The organism is Dactylosporangium sp. NPDC005555 (genome assembly GCF_040605635.1).
GTDB lineage: Bacteria > Actinomycetota > Actinomycetes > Mycobacteriales > Micromonosporaceae > Dactylosporangium.
In genome coordinates this window covers 274572-290608 of sequence record NZ_JBEXDG010000006.1, presented here as the reverse complement: position 1 = coordinate 290608, position 16037 = coordinate 274572, and the positions used below count along the sequence as shown (strand labels likewise).

Below are 16037 nucleotides of genomic sequence, written 5' to 3'. Positions count from 1 at the left end.
GACCACCTCTCGTTCGATGGAGACTGCGGTGTCCACCCCGGCGGAACTGCTGCCGGTGCGGGCGATCCAACGGTGTACGGCCCTCCCTTTCCTCTACTTCTCTGAGTCCTACCGCGTGCCGAACTCCGCCGGTGCTGCGGGTCCACGCAACTTCATGACCCTCACCTGCGGATGAAACCGTCCTACGGGCGATGCCACCAACACCATCTCTGGCTCACCCATCTCGTTCTGCCGTGCCGAGCGAACCTGCGATGTTGCTGCCGGCTCTGCTCCTGCGCCCAACGGGTGGGGCGGTTCGTCAGCGTCTTTGCGTTCTCTGCTCTCGACCTGAGGAACATTAACCGACCACAGCGAACATGTCTACCTTCTCCACGATAGATTTTCTCGCCGTGTAGTTGGCGTCTCGGGGGCTGCGGCGCCTGACCACCCACCTCGCGGCAGTCCCGCCCGACGCACCCACGACAACCCGCTCCGGCCCGGGAATCCCTGGCCGGACAGTCGCGTCCGTTCGGCTGTCGCATCGAGTTGCGGGGGACAAATGCGTCGGTATCGTCGAGCCCGAGCGTCGAATGGATCGAGGTGAACGATGCCGCTGTTGACCGAGACCGGCGTACCGTCGGCCGGCAGGGTCACGATCGTCCTTAGCGGGGAGCTGGACCAACTGACCGCTGATCAGCTCCGCACAGCGGTCCGTGCAGCGCTGCAGCTGGAGCCGACCGTGCTGGCCGTGGATCTCGCGCTGGTCACGTTCATGGACTCGTCAGGTCTTGGCGCCATCGTGGCCGCCAAACGCTGGTGCGACAACGCCGGCTGCAGCCTGAGCCTCCAAGCGTTGACCCCCGCGATGTATCGACGGTTCCAGGTCAGCGGCCTCACCGACCTGTTCGGCCTGCCGGAACCATCGGCGTGACAACACCGCCTCGGCCTCCACGTTTCCGCTGCGTGCCGGTCGTCGAGGACGACTCCTGCATGGCGGAAACCATCCGCGACGAGTTACGACTGGAGCCGATCGCGGCCGACATCGCAGATGACGGCACTGCTCATGAGGTGATGGGTTCGAGGAGCCGCCATCGTCACGTGCGCGGACATCGGCAATCGAGGCGCTGCGCTCCAAGTACAAGGAGCCTCACGATTGCCTGCATATCAAACAGATCCGCGCGTCGTGGTCGACACGGTGAAGTGCGATGCGAGCACCGGCAACGGGCCGGCGGTGCCGAACGAGGCCCGCTCGGAACCACCAACCTGCAACCGCCTTGGCAGCTCGAACACGAGGTCAACCCGCGCGGCGGCCCAGCTCAGCGCATGCAACGGCACGGTCAAGCCGTGCAGGTTTGTCTCTAGCCGGGGGCACCAACTTACGAATACGTTTCCGCAGCTCAGAGCTCTGGCGAGCTGTGACCTTCTTGATCAACGCTAGAGATCCGACAGGCCCGGTGGCCCCGTTGGCCACGTTTCCCCGGCTCAGAGCGGCCGACGCCTAGCGGCAGTTGTCGCGTTGCGTGCCACCCCTGGCACGCGCGTCACACCCAAGGCTGGGTCGGCGCCTCCACCGGCTGTCAGTCGTTGATCTACGCGACCTATAGACGGGTGGAGACGGCTACTCATGAATGAAGACGATCCGGATGAAGCGTCTCGTGGCGCGGTCGACGACGTCGCACCTTCGCGTGGGCGTCGGCGGCGGAGCCGCTCAAGGCGCGGGTCGACGGTGAGGCGGGTCGGGAGCTGCTGCGCGGCAAGCCGCGGCTGTCCGCGACGCGTTGCGGTGGTTCGCGGAAAACCCACCCGCAGACGACGATCCTGGTCGTCTCTCCGCGCCCGACTCCCATTGATCTTGGCTGACTGCCTATTGTGGGGTTGACCGCGTCGTGACAGCTACCGCCGGAGTTCTGCAGCCGACACGGGCAGCCGAAGGCGGCGGCCCGCATTCGGCGGTCGCTGCTGCGCTTTGCTCATCGGTGAATGGTCCTGGTCACGACGCGAGTGGGAACTCCGCGTGGGTGCTGGTGGCGGTGATCCTGAGGTTGAGTTCACCTTCGAGCGCCCCGGCTGTGCGGTGCAGGAGCGGCAGGGTCGGGGTGACCGCGCCACCTTCCAGCCGTGAGATCACGGTCTGGGTTGTGCCGGCTCGCCGGGCCAGTTCGGTCTGGCTGATTCCCAGCGCGGTTCGGCGGTCAGCGTCGGCGCCCGATCAGTGGACGCCATCGCCCACACCTCGCCGGTGCACGACGTCATAGTCCCCGCTGCCGCAGCGCGCTGAGAAAGTTGCGCTTCCGGCTGTGCACGGCCTTCAATCGGGCCACCTCCGCCTCGAAGTCCCGTCCGGCCCGGGCGAACACGCCGCTGAGCGTGACCAGCAGGTCGGCGGCGCGTTCGTACCCCGTCGTACTGGTCTGTGCCACGGCCGCCTCGATGATCGGAAGGTAGATCGCGAGGGCCTCGGCCGGATGGGTCGCCGACCGCCGGTCGGTGACCGCCAGCTGGGTCTGCGGATCGCACCGGTACCGGCCGATGGCCTGCCAGGCCGCCTCGTCCTCGTCCTCCAGCAGCAGTACGCGCACATACGCGTTGCCGGCGCCCCAGAGGCTGGCGTCCTCGGCCCGACGCCGCAGCAGCGACCATGCCTCCGCCCGCTGCTCCGGCCAGCGCCCGGGGTCGGCGGCGAGGATGACCTCCCGCAGTCCCAGGTAGGTCTCGACGCTGCCGTCCGACCTGAACCGGGCGTGCCACAAGGCGATGACGTCCTCGGTGCGGCCGGTCTCGGTGTACAACTCCACGAGCAGATCCGCCAGCGCGCCGGCGAGGTGATCCCAACGGTCGATGCCGGCGCTACCCCGCTCCAGCCACTCGATGGCCTCGGCCGTCCGGTGCTCGGTCAGCAGCAGCCGCGCGATGCCGACATAGCGCTGCGGGCTGGACAGATCCTCGGCGTAGCAGGCCACCAACGCGTCGAGGTTCCCGGTCGCGCGGATGAGCTCCTCCCGCAGCCTGCGCACCGTCCAGTCCGACGGCTTGGTGGCGTTGGCGGCCTCCAGCACCGCCCAGTAGGCGTTCAGGCCCTCGACGCCCAGCAGGTCGGCGATGTCGCTGATGCCCACCTCCAACCCATCGGGCGCACCTAGGTGGAGGTCATCCCGGGCGGCGGACAGCGACCGGCACACCTCGGCTCAACGCAGCGTCTCTGCCCTTGCCCGACGCGCTTCCGGGCCGGCCTGGTCCGACCCGCCAGCGGCCGTGGCGGCTTGATCGGCGGTTTCGAACCGGCCCCGGATCTGACCGACGAGCACCGCGGAGCCGGCTTCGTCGAGGACGGCGGCGATCTCGCGCTCCAACCGGCGGCAGAAGTCGTACGTCGACGAACCTGGAGCAGCCCCGGTCAGACACGAACCGGCCCGGATCGAGGGCGTGTTCGATCTCGGCTTCCACCGGTCCGGATGACTGTCCGTGCTGTTCATCAGCGTCTCCGTCGGGAGCGTTCGCCGCCTGGCTCGGGTTCGGCGCGCACGGCGTGAAAGCCCGAGTCGTCGCCGAGGTGGAAGAAGATCCGCCCGTCGAGCGTGCCGTCCTCGGCCAGGGCAGCCCAGCCACGACCGCTGACAGAGTCACCTTCGTCGCTGCCCTCCCAGGTGAACTCGATGCAGGGCCACCCGTCGCGGGTCGTCTCGCGGCAGTCCATCCACCCCTCGACCGCGATGAACCCGAACCGCCCGGTCCGGTTACGATTGAATTCGATGAACGCGGGCTCTACCAGGTCGATGGCGTCGGTGTCCCACAGTTCCATCGACGTGATGCGCCACCGTCCAATGCGGTCCTCCAAGGTCGTCATCCGAGTCCCTCCGCGTCCCCGAACGGCTCAACCAGCAACAGCCCAGCGACCGATGCCGGTCCCCACGTCGTCATGCGGGCATCGTATGGCCGGCAAGATGATGACCACCGCCCGCGGCGACAAGACGGTCACCGTATGGCGGCTGACCGCCGCCCAACCTCATAGCGCGACCCGGGCGAGGCCGGCGTCGATCGCGCGGGTGATCTCGGCGTGGATCGAATGCTGATGCGCGGCCTGGGCACGGTGAGCGCCGGCCCGGGCGCGCGGAAAGAAGGGCCCTGGTCAGGGGACCAGGTGGGTGGGCCAGGTCGACAGGTCCAGGGGGTCGGCGTCGACGCGGATGCTCTCGGCGACCGACAGCACTGTCGGGCTCTTGTACGAGCCGGTGCCCGCGACATGGATCCGCAAGCCGTTGAAGTCGGCGAACTCCACGCTCGGGCGCCACTGGTCGTCGGTGAAGACGGTGGCCTGCTGGCCGGCGACGGTGAGGGGGGTGACGGCCGACGGGGAGGCGGAGGTGTGGCGGTGGGTGACGGTGATGGCGGCCTGGTCGACCGTGTTCTCGCCGACGCGCAGGATGCAGCTGAGGAGGCGGCCCGGGAGGTCGCTGCCGGCGAGGGTGGTCTCGCAGCTCACGAGCCTGGCGCCGGCGGGGAGGGCGGTGAGCCGGACGGGGGCGGTGCAGCGCAGGGTGGTGTCGAGGCGGACCCGGGACCTGATCTGTTCGGCGGCTGAGAGCGGGCCGCCGTCTGAGAAGATCTGGGCGAGGACGCCGGGCGCCGGTTGCCAGCGGAGGTAGAAGAAGCCCTGCATCTTGCCGGTGGTGAAGACGTGCAGGCCGCCGCCGTGGTCGATGGGGGTCGGCAGGTGGCCGCTGATGTCCATGTTCTCCTGTGCCAGCGCGAGATCGAGCGGCTCGACCGTGCGGGCCAGGGAGACCGTGTAGGAGACGGAGTCCCTGGCGAAGGCGATCGTCTCGATGCCCGCGGTGGACTGCCAGGTGGTGTACGACGAGTTGACGCTCCACTCGTCGACGGTGAAGTGCAGCAGCGACGGGTCGGTGCCGATCTTCGACGGGTCGGCGGGGACGTCGGCGCGCGGCAGTGAGGGCACGGCCCAGCCGCCCGGGGGGCGGTGTTGCGTCCAGTCGGACCACGGGGACGAGGATGAGGACGAGGACGGCGCCGCGGGCTCGCCGCCGGAAGGCAGCCGGACCAGGACGAGCGCGACGGCCGCGACCGCGACGACGGTGACCGTGCCGCGCACCGTCACGGCCCTGGCCCGTAGGCGCCGGCCGCGGGCGGTCGCGGCGGCGGCGAGCGTGTCGGTGTCCACGGCGTCGCCGGCCCGCGAGCCGAACACGTCCGCGAGGTCCTGCTCGAGCTGGGTGATCATCGGGAGCTCCTCAGTGTGGAGAACGAAGGGCGGGCGCGCAGGAGGTTCAGGCCGCGCAGCGCGGTGGTCCGGACGGTGGTGGTCGAGCAGCCGAGGATCTCCGCGATGACGACGTCGTCGAGATCCTCGTAGTAGCGCAGGACCAGCACCGCGCGGGCCCGGACCGGCAGGGTGAGGATCAGCCGCCACAGCTCGTCGCGGTCCGCCACCGCCGCGCCGATGTCCGGCGACGAAGAAGGCGGCGGGGCGGCGACGGAGACCTCGGAGCTGGAGCGCCGGCGCCAGAACGAGGTGTTGGCGTTGACCAGCATCCGGCGGACGTAGATGTCGGGGCGCTCCGCCGCCGACACCCGCTTCCACTGCACGAACGCCTTGGCCAGGACCTCCTGGACCAGGTCGTCGGCGCGGTGCTCGTCGCCGGTCAGCAGCCTGGCGAAGCGCACCAGGGCGGCGCCCCTGCTGTGCACGAACTCCTCGAACGTCACGCCCTACAGACGCCTCCACCCCCGCCAGATGTTCTGCTGGCAGGAAAGGACCACCAGCACCGCCGCCAGCGCGGCGACCGACCAGGGTGGCGGGCCCCCGGGGCCGAGCGCTCCCATGAAGTCCAGCGCCGTGACACCGTTGATCAGCATGTACCAGAGGACGGTGTACACGGCCTGGAAGGCGCGCGGGGTGCCGGTGAGCGTGCCGAGCGCGAGCGCCAGCGCCGGGATGAACAGGGCGCCCGCGGCCCACGCGGCCAGCCCCCGCAGGTCGCCGGCGAGCAGCATCCGAAGCGCCGGCAACGCCGCTGTCAGAGCGGACAGCAGTACACCTGCCGCGAACTCCGCAAGAAGGCGTCTCAGGAAGAACGGATAGGCCGCGAGAATGACCCGGGCCTCGTGCCGGGTGCCGAGGCGCGACCACAGCACCACCGGCCAGATCCAGATGACCGCGAGGACGGATCCGGGTGGGGCGGCGAGCCCGGCGAGGGCCAGCAGCGCCGCGCCGGTCCACCACCACCAGGGCGCTCCCCGCACCAGGAGCAGCACCGAGCCGGACAGCAGCCGGGCCGAAACGGACCCGCGCACCGCAGGCGTCGGCGGAAGTCCTTTGTAGACGGACGGCACAGCCGCCGGCAGGACAGTGCGGGCGGCACGGGCGGGAAGGTCGAAGCGGTGGAACCACAGCGACGGCGGCAGCGCGACGAGCACCGCGAGCAGTGTCAGCGCGACCCGCGAGGCCACGAACGGGGCGTCCAGCGGCAGTCCGGACCACTCGAATGTCCGCAGTGGACTGTCGACGTACATGAGGCCGAGCCCGAACGATTCGGCCGTCGCCGGCATCGTCCCCGCCAGCTGCGCGACGCCGATGCCGCCGAGCGGTGCGGACGCCGACTGGCCGCCGATCGCGCCGACCATCCAGACGAAGAACCACAGGATGTTGCCGAACCCGGACCGCAGCACCGGGGTCGCGTCCCACAGCAGCGCCGCGGCGGCGGTCACCGCCAGCATCGGCACCGCGAGGAACACGAACGGCGTGAGCAGCCCGGCGAGGTCGACGGTCCGCGACTCGCCGCGCAGCAGCTGCAGGGCGAGCGCGGTGCCGGCGAGGGTCGCGGCCATCGAGCCGAGGACGAGGAGGTTGCTGGCGAACTTGCCGGCCAGGTACACCGGGGTGCGCAGCGGGCTCGCCGCGAGCAGCTGCCCGACACCGGTCCGCACGTCGCGCGCCACGGTGTCCCGGACCAGATAGAAGCCGACGAACGTGAGCCACAGCGCGCTGGTCAGGGCGGTGATCAGGCCGACATACGCGCTGGTGTAGAGCCCGCGCTGGCCGCCGGCGTCCAGGACGACCCATTGCGCGTCGGTCGGCGGCACCGCCAGCCAGCCGAGGCCGATCGCCGAGATCAGCATCACGATGTACGCGGGGCGCCGCACCCGCTCGCGAAAGTCCGCGACCGCCAGTCCCCGAAAAGCACCCCACAGCGCGGTCACCGGGCCACCGCCAGGTAGGCGTCCTCGAGATCGGGCGAGGCGGGGACCGCGTCCGGTGCGGGGCGCTGCGTCGCGAGGACCCGGACCTTGACGTGGTCGCCGGCGCGGATCAGGCGGGTCACCGGCATGCGCTGCTGGATGCCGTCCAGCTCGGCGGGCGGCACGGTCAGCTCCCAGACGTGCCCGGCCACGTGGCGCACCAGGTCGGTGGGCTCGCCGTCGAAGCGGATCCGGCCGGCGGTGACGACGACGATCCTGGTCGCGACCGACTCGACGTCGGAGACGATGTGCGTGGACAGCAGCACCGACCGGTCCGCGGACAGGTCGCTCAGCAGGTTGCGGAAGCGCACCCGCTCCTGCGGGTCGAGCCCGGCGGTCGGCTCGTCGACGATGATGATCCGCGGGTCGGCGAGCAGCGCCTGCGCGATGCCGATCCGCCGCAGCATGCCGCCTGAGTACCCGCCGAGCTGGCGTTTCGCGGCGTGGCCGAGGTTGACCAGGTCGAGGAGCTCGCCGATGCGGGCCCGGGCGGACCGGTGCGACAGGCCGCGGACCGCCGCCAGGTAGGTGAGGAACTCGTGGCCGGTGAGGTGCGGGTAGACGCCGAAGTCCTGCGGCAGGTAGCCGAGCGCGCGGCGCAGCGGGCCGGGCCTGGCGATCGCGTCGCCGCCGTCGAAGCGGACCTCGCCGCGGGTCGGCCGGGTGACCGTCGCCGCGATGCGCAGCAGCGAGGACTTGCCCGCCCCGTTCGGCCCGAGAAGACCCACCAGGCCGGGCCCGAGCCGCAACGTCAGCCCGTCGACCGCGCGCTTCTGCCCCTTGTAGATCTTCGTGATGTCGATCAGCTCAAGCATGTCCCCAGCGTCCCGAGATCGGGTCACCGGCACATCTGCCGAACGGCAGAGCCGGTGCCCCCCACAGGCGCCGGGGATGTCGTAACCTGTTGCCCGTTCACGGGAGGAATGACCATGTCCATGTCGGCTCAGCAGCAACAGCAGGCTGCCCAGCTCACCCCTTGCCGCTTCTGCAGCAACGTCCCCACCGCGAAGACGAAGTTCCGCGGGCACCGCGGCCTGATCATCGCGATGCAGTTCCGCCACGTCGACGGCCCGTTCTGCCGGGACTGCGGCCTGGCCACGTTCCGCGAGTTGACCTCGAAGACCCTCATCCAGGGTTGGTACAGCTACGGCTCGTTCTTCATCGCGCCGTTCATCGTGCTGTGGAACCTGATCAACCGGGGCAAGGTCGCGAGCCTCGCACCGCCGCAGCCGTCCCCGTATGGCGGCGCCCAGCGGCCGATGGACCCGGGCAGGCCGCTGATGGCCCGGCCCGCGAGCATCATCGGGGTGTTCGTGCCGTTCATCCTGATCGTCGCGCTGATCACCGTCATCGCCCTCACCAGCGACTCCTGACACCCTCAGGCGGCTGGCAGGTGGCAGGTCACCCGCCAGCCGCCGTCGTGCGGGCCGGCGTGCAGGTCGCCGCCGAGTGCCCTGACGCGTTCGTCGAGGCCGGCGAGGCCGGTGCCGCCGCCGGCCCGGCCCGGTCCCGGACCGCTGCCGTCGTTGGTGACGACCAGCTCGACCCTTCCTTGTCGCGAGGTCACGGCCACGGTCACGGCGGTCGCGGCCGGGGCGTGGCGGCGGACGTTGGTCAGCGCCTCGATCACCACGTGATAGGCCGCCTTCGAGGCTTCGTCCGACATCTTCGGGACCTCCGGCATGGACAGGCTTGCCACGGCCGGACCGGTCGACGAGAAGCGGCGCACCACGTCCGGCAGGTCCTCGACGCCGTGGATCCGCTGTGACACGGGGCCTCTGAGCGTGCCGACCATCCGGTCCATGGCGTCCAGTGCGCGCAGGCCCGCCGCCTCGATGTCCGGCAGCCCCGCCGCCTGCGCGGCGATCACGATCCCGGTGACCTCGTGCGCGACCAGGTCGTGCAGGTCCCTGGCCAGGTCCAGGCGGTGCGCCCGGCGGGCCCGCTCGTCCGCCAGCCTTCTGCGGTGGTCGCCGAGTCGCAGGTACAGCCCGGCGCCGGCGGCGCAGACCGTGGTGAAGAACGCGGCGCCGACGAGCAGCACCGACGCCTCCAACCGATCACCGGGCACGTGCAGCGACATGCGCAGCGGCAGCGCGGTCGCGGCCAGTCCCACCGCGACGGCGGCGGGCGCCGGCGCTCTGCGCGCGAGCACGACCAGGAGGACCGTCAGCGCGGCGTACTCGAACGGTGCCCACAACGCGGGCGGCTGCGGCGGACCGCTGTAGACCACGTCCGCCAGGATCGACGCGGCGGCGACGGCCGTCGCGGGCCGCGGCGAGCGGGCCAGGGCCGCGACCGCCACGGCGGCGACCGCCGCGACGCCGGGGACGATGCCCGGTGGCCCGGTCACCGGCAGCGCGCACAGCGACAGCAGCCCCACCAGCACGACCAGCGTCACTTTCAGGGCGGTCACGCCACGGTGCCCGTGTCCCAGGCCCACACGGCGATGCCGACGCGGTTGCGGACGCCGAGCTTGCGCTGGATCGCGGCCACGTGGGTCTTCACCGTCCCGGCCGAGATGAACAGCTCCGCGCCGATCTCCGCGTTGGTCCGCCCGGCGCCGACGTGCGCGGCCACCTCCAGCTCCCGCTCGGTGAGCTGCTCGACCGGCGCCTTCTGGACCGGCCGGGGACCGGTGACATGCTTGAGCAGCCGCACCGTGATCGACGGGCTGATCAGGCTGTCCCCCGCGTGCGCGGCACGGACCGCCTCGGCCAGCAGCGCCGGCCCCGACCGTTTGAGCAGGAAGCCGGAGGCGCCGTCGCGCAGCGCCGGATACACGTATTCGTCCAGGTCGAACGTGGTCACGACGACGACCCGGGTCGGCCCGCCGGCCAGGTGCCGGGTGACGGTGAGCCCGTCCATGCGCGGCATCCGGATGTCGAGCAGCGCGACGTCCGGCGTGAGCTCCCTCGCCAGGCGCAGCGCCTCGACGCCGTCGGCGGCCTCGGCGACCACGTCCAGGTCGGGCTCGGCGCCGAGGATCCGGCGGAGCCCGTCGCGGACCATGGGCTGGTCGTCGGCGATGAGCACGCGGATCGTCACAGCGCTCAAGCCTAGGCGAGCTGCGCCGCCCCGAACGACACGGCGAAGCGCTTGCACCAGATGGTCACGGACCGCAGCGCGGTGAGGTCGGCGGTCGAGGGGATCTCGTAGACCTGGTTGCCTTTGTTGCCCTTGAGCTTGCCGAGCTCGACCCACGTGCCGTCGTCGAAGACCCGCCAGCCGGCCTTGCCTGCGACGACCGTCTGGTCGGTGAGCCACACCCGCAGATCAGGCCCGTCCGAGGTGTCCAACCCTTCGATCTCCAGGTGGTGTACGCCGTCCGCCGTCCGCACGATGCTGGCCCTCCCCGACGTGTCGTGCTCGTGCGTGACGAACTCGCCGCTCCTGACCAGCGTCGCCGGCGCGGTTGCCGTCGTCGTCGCGGTTGCCGTCGCCGTCGCCGTCGTCAGTGACTCGTTCACGGTGGTGTCGGTGAACAGGCGCCACGGCGCGAACCAGTACAGGCCGAACCCCAGCACAACGACGAGCACGGCGGCTACCAGCGCCTTCCATCTCATGCCCCTGAGTCAACCGCCCGCCGCCCACCCGTTTCCAGGCTCCGGCCGCTTACGGGGTGCTTACAGTTCGCCGCGTCCTCCTGGCCGCCGCCGCCCTGACCCTCCTCACCTTCGCCGCCCGTCTGAGGCCTGCCACGACGCCGCCGGGCGCTCAGGACACCCGCGGACACCAAAGCAACCAACCGGTTGCCATTCAGGTCAGAATGTGCAACCGTTGGGTTGCGTTAGTTCTGATGGCGGTCACGGGAGGAGCGGGGCGATGGAGCACAAGGTCGGGACGCGGGAGGAGTGGCTCGCGGCGCGGATGGAGCTGCTCGAAGCGGAGAAGGAGCTCACCCGGCGCGGCGACGAGGTCGCCCGGCAGCGGCAGGAGCTGCCGTGGGTCAGGGTCGACAAGGAGTACCGCTTCGACACCGACGACGGGCCGGCCGGCCTTGCCGACCTGTTCCGCGGGAATTCGCAGCTGCTCGTGTACCACTTCATGTTCGGACCCGATTACACCGCCGGCTGCCCGTCGTGCTCGTCGATCGCGGACGGGTTCAACGGGTCCGTCGTCCATCTGGCGAACCACGACGTCACGCTGCACGCCGTGGCACAGGCACCCCTGGCCAAGCTTCAGGCGTACAAGCGGCGCATGGGCTGGACGTTCCCGTGGGCGTCGTCGGCGGGCAGCGACTTCAACTACGACTTCCGCGTGACGCACTCCGCCGAGGAGTGGCGGACCGGCAGCGTCGAGTACAACTACCGGCAGCTGGACGTGCGCCCGCTCGGGGCCGCCGACCTGCGCGCCGACCTGGTCGAGCTCGCCGCCGGGACGGGCACCGACTTCCCCACGTACCGGCAGCAGGGCCCCGGCGTCAGCGCATTCGCGCTCGACGAGGAGGACGGCGCCGTCTACCACACGTACTCCAGCTACGAGCGCGGCGTCGACGCCGTCTGGGGCATGTACCCCTGGCTCGACCGCGCACCGCGAGGACGCAACGAGACCGGCATCTGGTGGCGCCGCAAGGACGAATACCCGCGGCGCTAGGCGGTGCGGGCCGCATAGGCGGCTCGGCTGGTTTCGATGTGGGGGACGTGTTCGATGACCCAGCCGGCGAGGCGAGGGCCGGTGGGATCAGGCTCGTGACCGCCGCCGTGGCCGTCCGGCTCGGCACCATCTGGCTCTGACCACGCCGGCCGCCACCCTCCGCGGGCGATGCCACGCCCGCCCGATCAGGTGAAGTGTGGGGTGGTAGCGAGGTGAGGAGGGATCATGACGACGTTCCCCGCGGTGCACAAGTCGTCACAACCGGCGGCGGTACCGTTCCGGCAGACGCTGATCCTGGGCGTGGTCACGGCACTGTTCGGCATTGTGGTGCTCGCCTGGCCGGGCGAGACACTGAAGGTCCTCGGCGCACTGGTCGGCCTGTGGCTGATCGTGGCCGGCGTGATGCGGCTCGCGGCGGCGCTCGGCGAGCATCAGGCGCTGGGGCGGCGCATGCTGACCGGCGTCGTCGGCGCCGTGATGGTGGTGGCGGGCATAGCGTGCCTGCGCGACGTCGCCGACGGGGTGGTGGTGCTCGCGCTGATCGTCGGGCTGGCCTGGCTGATGACCGGCATGTCGGAGATCGGCATCGGACTGATGACGCACGGCCGGGCGCGGACGTGGCTGACGACGATGGGTGTCGGGTCGCTGGTCGTCGGGCTGGTGTTCGTGGTGTGGCCGAGCGCGTCACTCACCGCGATGATCCTGCTGACCGGCATCAGCGCCCTGGTGATCGGCTGTGTGGAGATCGCGTTCGCCTTCATCATGCGCCGCGAGGCGGCCACGCTCTGAAATGCCGCGAGGCGGCCGCTCTCCCATAGACGAGGAGAGCGGCCGCCTCAGACGGGCGGGAACCGCTACTTCGGTTCCGTTTTGCGGGCGTGGGACGACCGGCTCGACTGCGCTTTCGCGGGCCTCCGCGTGGCGACCGGCTGAGCGTCCGCGCCGTTGTCCAGGACCTTCATGATCCTGGGCGCGAGCACCTCGGCGAGTGCCGGTGCGAGCGCGTCGGCCAGGACACCGGCAAGCGTCTCGGCGACCAGCAGCCGCTCCAGGGTGGAGCCGCCCGGCTCGGTGCGGGACATGCCGGCCCTGACACTTTCGAGCAGGCCCCCGGGCAGCGCCGTCTTCGCGGTGCCCTGGTCGGCGCTGTCGAGGATCTCCAGGATCAGTTCGTCGATCAGCGCCTCGACCTGGTGTGGTTGGTCGGGATCGTGTGGTGCCGGTGATTCAGCCGCCACGATGGTGCCTCCCCTCGGATGGACGAATGTCCCGCCCTCCGGCTGGTACGCCGGAGGGCGGGCACACCGCACGGTCAGTTGCGGGCCATGAGCGCCGCCAGCAGCAGCGGGTGCTCGACGATGTTCTTGCCCCGCCGCTTGCGTGCCGTGAGGGCCATGAGCAGCAGCGGGTTGTCCATGATGCCGCCGCTCTCGCTCTCGTCGTCGCGGCGGCGCCGGGCGAGCGCGGCGAGCAGGAGCGGGTGCTCGATGATGCTGCCCTCACCCTCGTCGTCCCGGCGGCGGCGGGCCAGCGCGGCGAGCAGCAGCGGGTGCTCGATCATGCTGGTCTCACTGTCGTCGTCGCGGCGGCGGCGGGCGAGCGCGGCGAGCAGGAGCGGGTGCTCGATGATGCTGCCCTCACCTTCCTCGTCACGACGGCGACGGGCGAGCGCGGCAAGCAGCAGCGGGTGCTCGAAGATCGCGTCGCCGCGCTCCTCGCGGCGGGACATCAGCGCCGCCAGCAGCAGCGGATGCAGCGAACCCTCGTCCCCTTCGCGCTCGCCGGACTCGGTGCGGCCACGTTCGGCGGTGGAACTGGTCATGGGCACACTCCCTGATCAGCGGGTCCTTATCGCGGGCCGGGTCCCCGGCGCGCGCTTACGTGTTCCACCATCCGGTCGTGGACAGCCACCACACCCCACCCGACTGGCATGAACGGGCATCATGAGCCCAGTTCCAGGTCAGGCCGGCGCGGAACTGGACCGGCTGTGATCCAATCGTCGGCGTGACCGATGCGATCCTGGCCCGAGGGCAGAACACCGCGTTGCCTGCGGCTTCGTCGTACACCGTCGAGGTCAGCCACGCGGCAGGACCCGAGGTCGACCTGGTGGCGTTCCTGCTGGACGGGTCCGGTCGCGCGCCCGGCGACGAGGCGATGGTCTTCTACAACCAGCCCGCCGGCGCCGGCGCGCGCTGGTTGCCGCCCGAGACCGCCGGCGGGGTCACCCGGCACCGGCTCGAGGTCACCCCGGGCGCCTGGTCCGGCGCGACGGCACGCGTCCGGATCGGCCTGACCGTCGCGGGCGGCACGTTCGCCACCGTGCCGGGGCTGCGCGCCGCCCTGCATGGTCCGGGCGGTGCGCTGTACACCTTGGACCTCGGCAAACCCGATGTGCAGGACGCCCTCATCGTCGGCGACGTCTACCGCCACCGCGACGCGATCAAGGTCCGCTGCGTCGGCGACGGCTTCACCGACGGCCTGCGCGGCCTCGTCACCGACGCGGGCCTGGCGGTCGACGACGCCCCGCCCGCACCGGCGTTCGCCGTCCCCACAGCGCCCGCGCCGGCATTCGCCGCGCCCGCGACCGCACCCGCACCCGCTCCGGCCGCTGTCGCGTTCACGAAGGCGAAGCAGATCAGCCTGACCAAACCGGCGCCCGGCGCTTCGAGCGTCGACCTCCGCAAATACGCCGTCGCGGTTTCGCTCGTGAAGAGCGGCCTCGACGCACGCACGTTCCGCGTCGTGCTGGCCATCGACTGCAGCGGATCGACGAAGAAGCTCTTCCGCAGCGGCGTCATGCAACGCTCCCTGGAGCGCATGGTCGTCATCGCCGACCTCCTCGACGACAACGGCGAGATGGAGGTCTGGTTCTTCGGCGACTTCCCGGTCCGTTCCGCCCCGGTCAGCGTCGCCACCGCCCCCGCCTATCTGGACCGCCAGGCCGACGACAAGAAACGCGCCGAGGGCGGCAACTTCGAGCCCCGCGTCATGAAGGAGATCCTCGGCTGGGCCGCCGCCGAGCCGTCACCGCACCCGACCCTGGTGCTGTTCTGGTCCGACGGCGGCGTCCACGCCGAGAAACAGATCACCGAACTGCTGATCCGTTCGAGCAACCGCCCGGTGTACTGGATGTTCCTCGGCCTCGGCGTCGCCGACTACGGCATCCTCGACCGCCTCGACAACATCCGCGGCGGCGCGGTCGACAACGCCGGCTTCTTCCCGATCGACGACATCGACATGCTTTCCGACGAACACCTGTACGGCCACATCTTCGAATCCTTCGTCAGCCGCTGGCACGCGGCGGCGACCACCACCGGCATTCTCTAGGGCGGCCGGTCGCAACGGAGGACGGAACCGGAGCCGGGTCAGGCGATGACGACCCGGACGCCGGTGGCCTGGATGGCGGTGAGGGCGGCCTCGTCGGCGGAGGGGTCGGTGATCAGGGTGACGGCTCCGGTGAGGGGGGCGATCGTCGCCAGGCAGTCGCGGCCGATCTTCGAGCCGTCGGCCACGACGATGACGTGGGCGGCGCGGCGGAGCATGGTGGCGTTGGTGTGGGCCTCGATGTCGTCGTGGGTGGTGAGGCCGCCGGTGGCGGTGATGCCGTCGACGCCGATGACGGCCACCTGGAGGTGCAGGCCGTTGAGGGTACGGTCGGCGATGGGGCCGACCAGCTCGTAGGACTGGGTGCGGGTGACGCCGCCGGTCATGATGAGTTTCAGGCGTGGGCGCAGGGCGAGCTCGGCGGCGATGTTCACCGCGTTGGTCACGACGGTGAGGTCGACGCGGGTGGCGAGGAGCCTGGCCAGCAGGTGGGTGGTTGTGCCGCCGGTGAGGCCCAGGGTCAGCGGGCCGTGGGGCAGCAGGTCGAAGGCGCGCTGCGCGATCCGGGCCTTCGCCTCGCGGTGCCGGCCGGTGCGGTAGCGGACCGGCACCTCGGCGAGGACGGACGACGGGGACGTGGCGACCGCGCCGCCATGCGTGCGGGCGAGGAGCTTCTGGTCCTCCAGGGTCTGCAGGTCCCGGCGGATCGTGGCGGTCGAGACGCCGAACTCGGAAGCCAGGGCACCGGCGTCGATCGAGCCGCTGCCCGAGACCCGGGTCAGGATCGCCGAGACGCGATCAGAACGACGACGACTCATGCGAGAGCCAAGCAAAACGCGCAGTTCAGAATGTCCACTTGAGCAAGATAGCTTGAGAAGCGA

20 protein-coding genes and 1 pseudogene are annotated in these 16037 nt (G+C 70.8%); 6 read left to right on the top strand and 15 right to left on the bottom strand.

What is annotated here, in order from left to right; translation table 11 throughout:
- The first annotated feature begins 586 nt into the window (after positions 1-586).
- The gene (locus ABZS58_RS10265; protein ID WP_354779689.1) at positions 587-910 is read left to right on the top strand and encodes an STAS domain-containing protein; all 324 of its coding nucleotides are present in this window, start codon (positions 587-589) and stop codon (positions 908-910) included.
- Positions 911-1143: 233 nt separating this feature from the next.
- Here the strand turns inward: ABZS58_RS10265 and ABZS58_RS10260 are convergent, their stop codons facing one another.
- The 5 genes and pseudogenes from ABZS58_RS10260 to ABZS58_RS10240 form a co-directional block, all read right to left on the bottom strand.
- Positions 1144-1320: a hypothetical protein gene (locus ABZS58_RS10260; protein WP_354779688.1), complete on the bottom strand. Its 177-nt coding sequence runs from the start codon at positions 1318-1320 to the stop codon at positions 1144-1146.
- 649 nt (positions 1321-1969) lie between these two features.
- Positions 1970-2161 (bottom strand): annotated as a pseudogene (locus ABZS58_RS10255) (helix-turn-helix domain-containing protein); the annotation flags it as partial.
- Positions 2162-2228: 67 nt separating this feature from the next.
- A complete protein-coding gene (locus ABZS58_RS10250) occupies positions 2229-3095 on the bottom strand; it encodes a DUF6880 family protein (protein WP_354779686.1) in 867 nt (288 codons plus the stop codon).
- A gap of 69 nt (positions 3096-3164) precedes the next feature.
- Positions 3165-3452, bottom strand: coding sequence for a hypothetical protein (locus ABZS58_RS10245; protein ID WP_354779684.1), 288 nt, complete (start codon positions 3450-3452; stop codon positions 3165-3167).
- On the bottom strand, positions 3452-3823 hold the full coding sequence (locus ABZS58_RS10240) for a hypothetical protein (RefSeq protein ID WP_354779682.1): 372 nt from the start codon (positions 3821-3823) through the stop codon (positions 3452-3454). Before ABZS58_RS10240 ends, ABZS58_RS10245 begins: the two co-directional genes overlap by 1 nt.
- A gap of 97 nt (positions 3824-3920) precedes the next feature.
- On the opposite strand from ABZS58_RS10240, the gene ABZS58_RS10235 reads away from it, so the two are divergent.
- Entirely contained in the window at positions 3921-4049 is a 129-nt protein-coding gene (locus ABZS58_RS10235) for a hypothetical protein (RefSeq protein ID WP_354779680.1), read from the top strand.
- A gap of 56 nt (positions 4050-4105) precedes the next feature.
- On the opposite strand, the gene ABZS58_RS10230 is transcribed toward ABZS58_RS10235, so the two are convergent.
- The 4 genes from ABZS58_RS10230 to ABZS58_RS10215 are packed head-to-tail and all read right to left on the bottom strand — an operon-like array spanning position 4106 to position 8051.
- The gene (locus tag ABZS58_RS10230; RefSeq protein ID WP_354779678.1) at positions 4106-5218 is read right to left on the bottom strand and encodes a hypothetical protein; all 1113 of its coding nucleotides are present in this window, start codon (positions 5216-5218) and stop codon (positions 4106-4108) included.
- On the bottom strand, positions 5215-5703 hold the full coding sequence (locus ABZS58_RS10225) for a SigE family RNA polymerase sigma factor (RefSeq protein ID WP_354779676.1): 489 nt from the start codon (positions 5701-5703) through the stop codon (positions 5215-5217). Before ABZS58_RS10225 ends, ABZS58_RS10230 begins: the two co-directional genes overlap by 4 nt.
- A 3-nt stretch (positions 5704-5706) precedes the next feature.
- Positions 5707-7197: a hypothetical protein gene (locus ABZS58_RS10220; RefSeq protein WP_354779674.1), complete on the bottom strand. Its 1491-nt coding sequence runs from the start codon at positions 7195-7197 to the stop codon at positions 5707-5709.
- A complete protein-coding gene (locus ABZS58_RS10215) occupies positions 7194-8051 on the bottom strand; it encodes an ATP-binding cassette domain-containing protein (protein ID WP_354779671.1) in 858 nt (285 codons plus the stop codon). Before ABZS58_RS10215 ends, ABZS58_RS10220 begins: the two co-directional genes overlap by 4 nt.
- A 114-nt stretch (positions 8052-8165) precedes the next feature.
- Here ABZS58_RS10215 and ABZS58_RS10210 point away from each other — a divergent pair, with 114 nt between their 5' ends.
- Positions 8166-8609 carry a hypothetical protein gene (locus ABZS58_RS10210; protein WP_354779669.1) on the top strand — a complete coding sequence of 148 codons (444 nt, stop codon included), beginning with the start codon at positions 8166-8168 and terminating at the stop codon, positions 8607-8609.
- Positions 8610-8614: 5 nt separating this feature from the next.
- Here ABZS58_RS10210 and ABZS58_RS10205 read toward each other — a convergent pair whose 3' ends face one another.
- Genes ABZS58_RS10205 through ABZS58_RS10195 form a run of 3 tightly spaced genes read right to left on the bottom strand, consistent with a single transcriptional unit; the run spans position 8615 to position 10802 of the window.
- Positions 8615-9652, bottom strand: a complete 1038-nt coding sequence (locus ABZS58_RS10205) for an ATP-binding protein (protein ID WP_354779667.1) — start codon at positions 9650-9652, stop codon at positions 8615-8617.
- Entirely contained in the window at positions 9649-10284 is a 636-nt protein-coding gene (locus tag ABZS58_RS10200; RefSeq protein WP_354779665.1) for a response regulator transcription factor, read from the bottom strand. Before ABZS58_RS10200 ends, ABZS58_RS10205 begins: the two co-directional genes overlap by 4 nt.
- An 11-nt stretch (positions 10285-10295) precedes the next feature.
- Positions 10296-10802, bottom strand: coding sequence for a DM13 domain-containing protein (locus ABZS58_RS10195; RefSeq protein WP_354779663.1), 507 nt, complete (start codon positions 10800-10802; stop codon positions 10296-10298).
- Between the two features lie 259 nt (positions 10803-11061).
- Between ABZS58_RS10195 and ABZS58_RS10190 the strand changes: the two genes are divergently transcribed.
- Together ABZS58_RS10190 and ABZS58_RS10185 are read left to right on the top strand one after the other, a co-directional pair.
- On the top strand, positions 11062-11832 hold the full coding sequence (locus ABZS58_RS10190) for a DUF899 domain-containing protein (RefSeq protein WP_354779661.1): 771 nt from the start codon (positions 11062-11064) through the stop codon (positions 11830-11832).
- A gap of 225 nt (positions 11833-12057) precedes the next feature.
- Positions 12058-12621, top strand: coding sequence for a DUF308 domain-containing protein (locus ABZS58_RS10185; protein ID WP_354779659.1), 564 nt, complete (start codon positions 12058-12060; stop codon positions 12619-12621).
- A gap of 65 nt (positions 12622-12686) precedes the next feature.
- Here ABZS58_RS10185 and ABZS58_RS10180 read toward each other — a convergent pair whose 3' ends face one another.
- Both ABZS58_RS10180 and ABZS58_RS10175 read right to left on the bottom strand, forming a co-directional pair.
- Positions 12687-13070, bottom strand: coding sequence for a hypothetical protein (locus ABZS58_RS10180; protein WP_354779657.1), 384 nt, complete (start codon positions 13068-13070; stop codon positions 12687-12689).
- A 74-nt stretch (positions 13071-13144) separates the two neighbouring features.
- A complete protein-coding gene (locus tag ABZS58_RS10175) occupies positions 13145-13654 on the bottom strand; it encodes a hypothetical protein (RefSeq protein ID WP_354779655.1) in 510 nt (169 codons plus the stop codon).
- A 182-nt stretch (positions 13655-13836) separates the two neighbouring features.
- Here ABZS58_RS10175 and ABZS58_RS10170 point away from each other — a divergent pair, with 182 nt between their 5' ends.
- Positions 13837-15159, top strand: a complete 1323-nt coding sequence (locus tag ABZS58_RS10170; RefSeq protein ID WP_354779653.1) for a VWA domain-containing protein — start codon at positions 13837-13839, stop codon at positions 15157-15159.
- A gap of 38 nt (positions 15160-15197) precedes the next feature.
- Here ABZS58_RS10170 and ABZS58_RS10165 read toward each other — a convergent pair whose 3' ends face one another.
- Positions 15198-15974, bottom strand: coding sequence for a DeoR/GlpR family DNA-binding transcription regulator (locus ABZS58_RS10165; RefSeq protein WP_354779651.1), 777 nt, complete (start codon positions 15972-15974; stop codon positions 15198-15200).
- Between the last annotated feature and the right edge of the window lie 63 nt (positions 15975-16037).

Coding starts and splice junctions, on each gene's coding strand:
- ABZS58_RS10265 (WP_354779689.1), top strand. CDS start 587: ATGCCGCTGTTGACCGAGACCGGCGTACCGTCGGCCGGCAGGGTCACG.
- ABZS58_RS10245 (WP_354779684.1), bottom strand. CDS start 3,452: ATGAACAGCACGGACAGTCATCCGGACCGGTGGAAGCCGAGATCGAAC.
- ABZS58_RS10240 (WP_354779682.1), bottom strand. CDS start 3,823: ATGACGACCTTGGAGGACCGCATTGGACGGTGGCGCATCACGTCGATG.
- ABZS58_RS10235 (WP_354779680.1), top strand. CDS start 3,921: ATGATGACCACCGCCCGCGGCGACAAGACGGTCACCGTATGGCGGCTG.
- ABZS58_RS10230 (WP_354779678.1), bottom strand. CDS start 5,218: ATGATCACCCAGCTCGAGCAGGACCTCGCGGACGTGTTCGGCTCGCGG.
- ABZS58_RS10215 (WP_354779671.1), bottom strand. CDS start 8,051: ATGCTTGAGCTGATCGACATCACGAAGATCTACAAGGGGCAGAAGCGC.
- ABZS58_RS10210 (WP_354779669.1), top strand. CDS start 8,166: ATGTCCATGTCGGCTCAGCAGCAACAGCAGGCTGCCCAGCTCACCCCT.
- ABZS58_RS10195 (WP_354779663.1), bottom strand. CDS start 10,802: ATGAGATGGAAGGCGCTGGTAGCCGCCGTGCTCGTCGTTGTGCTGGGG.
- ABZS58_RS10190 (WP_354779661.1), top strand. CDS start 11,062: ATGGAGCACAAGGTCGGGACGCGGGAGGAGTGGCTCGCGGCGCGGATG.
- ABZS58_RS10185 (WP_354779659.1), top strand. CDS start 12,058: ATGACGACGTTCCCCGCGGTGCACAAGTCGTCACAACCGGCGGCGGTA.
- ABZS58_RS10175 (WP_354779655.1), bottom strand. CDS start 13,654: ATGACCAGTTCCACCGCCGAACGTGGCCGCACCGAGTCCGGCGAGCGC.
- ABZS58_RS10165 (WP_354779651.1), bottom strand. CDS start 15,974: ATGAGTCGTCGTCGTTCTGATCGCGTCTCGGCGATCCTGACCCGGGTC.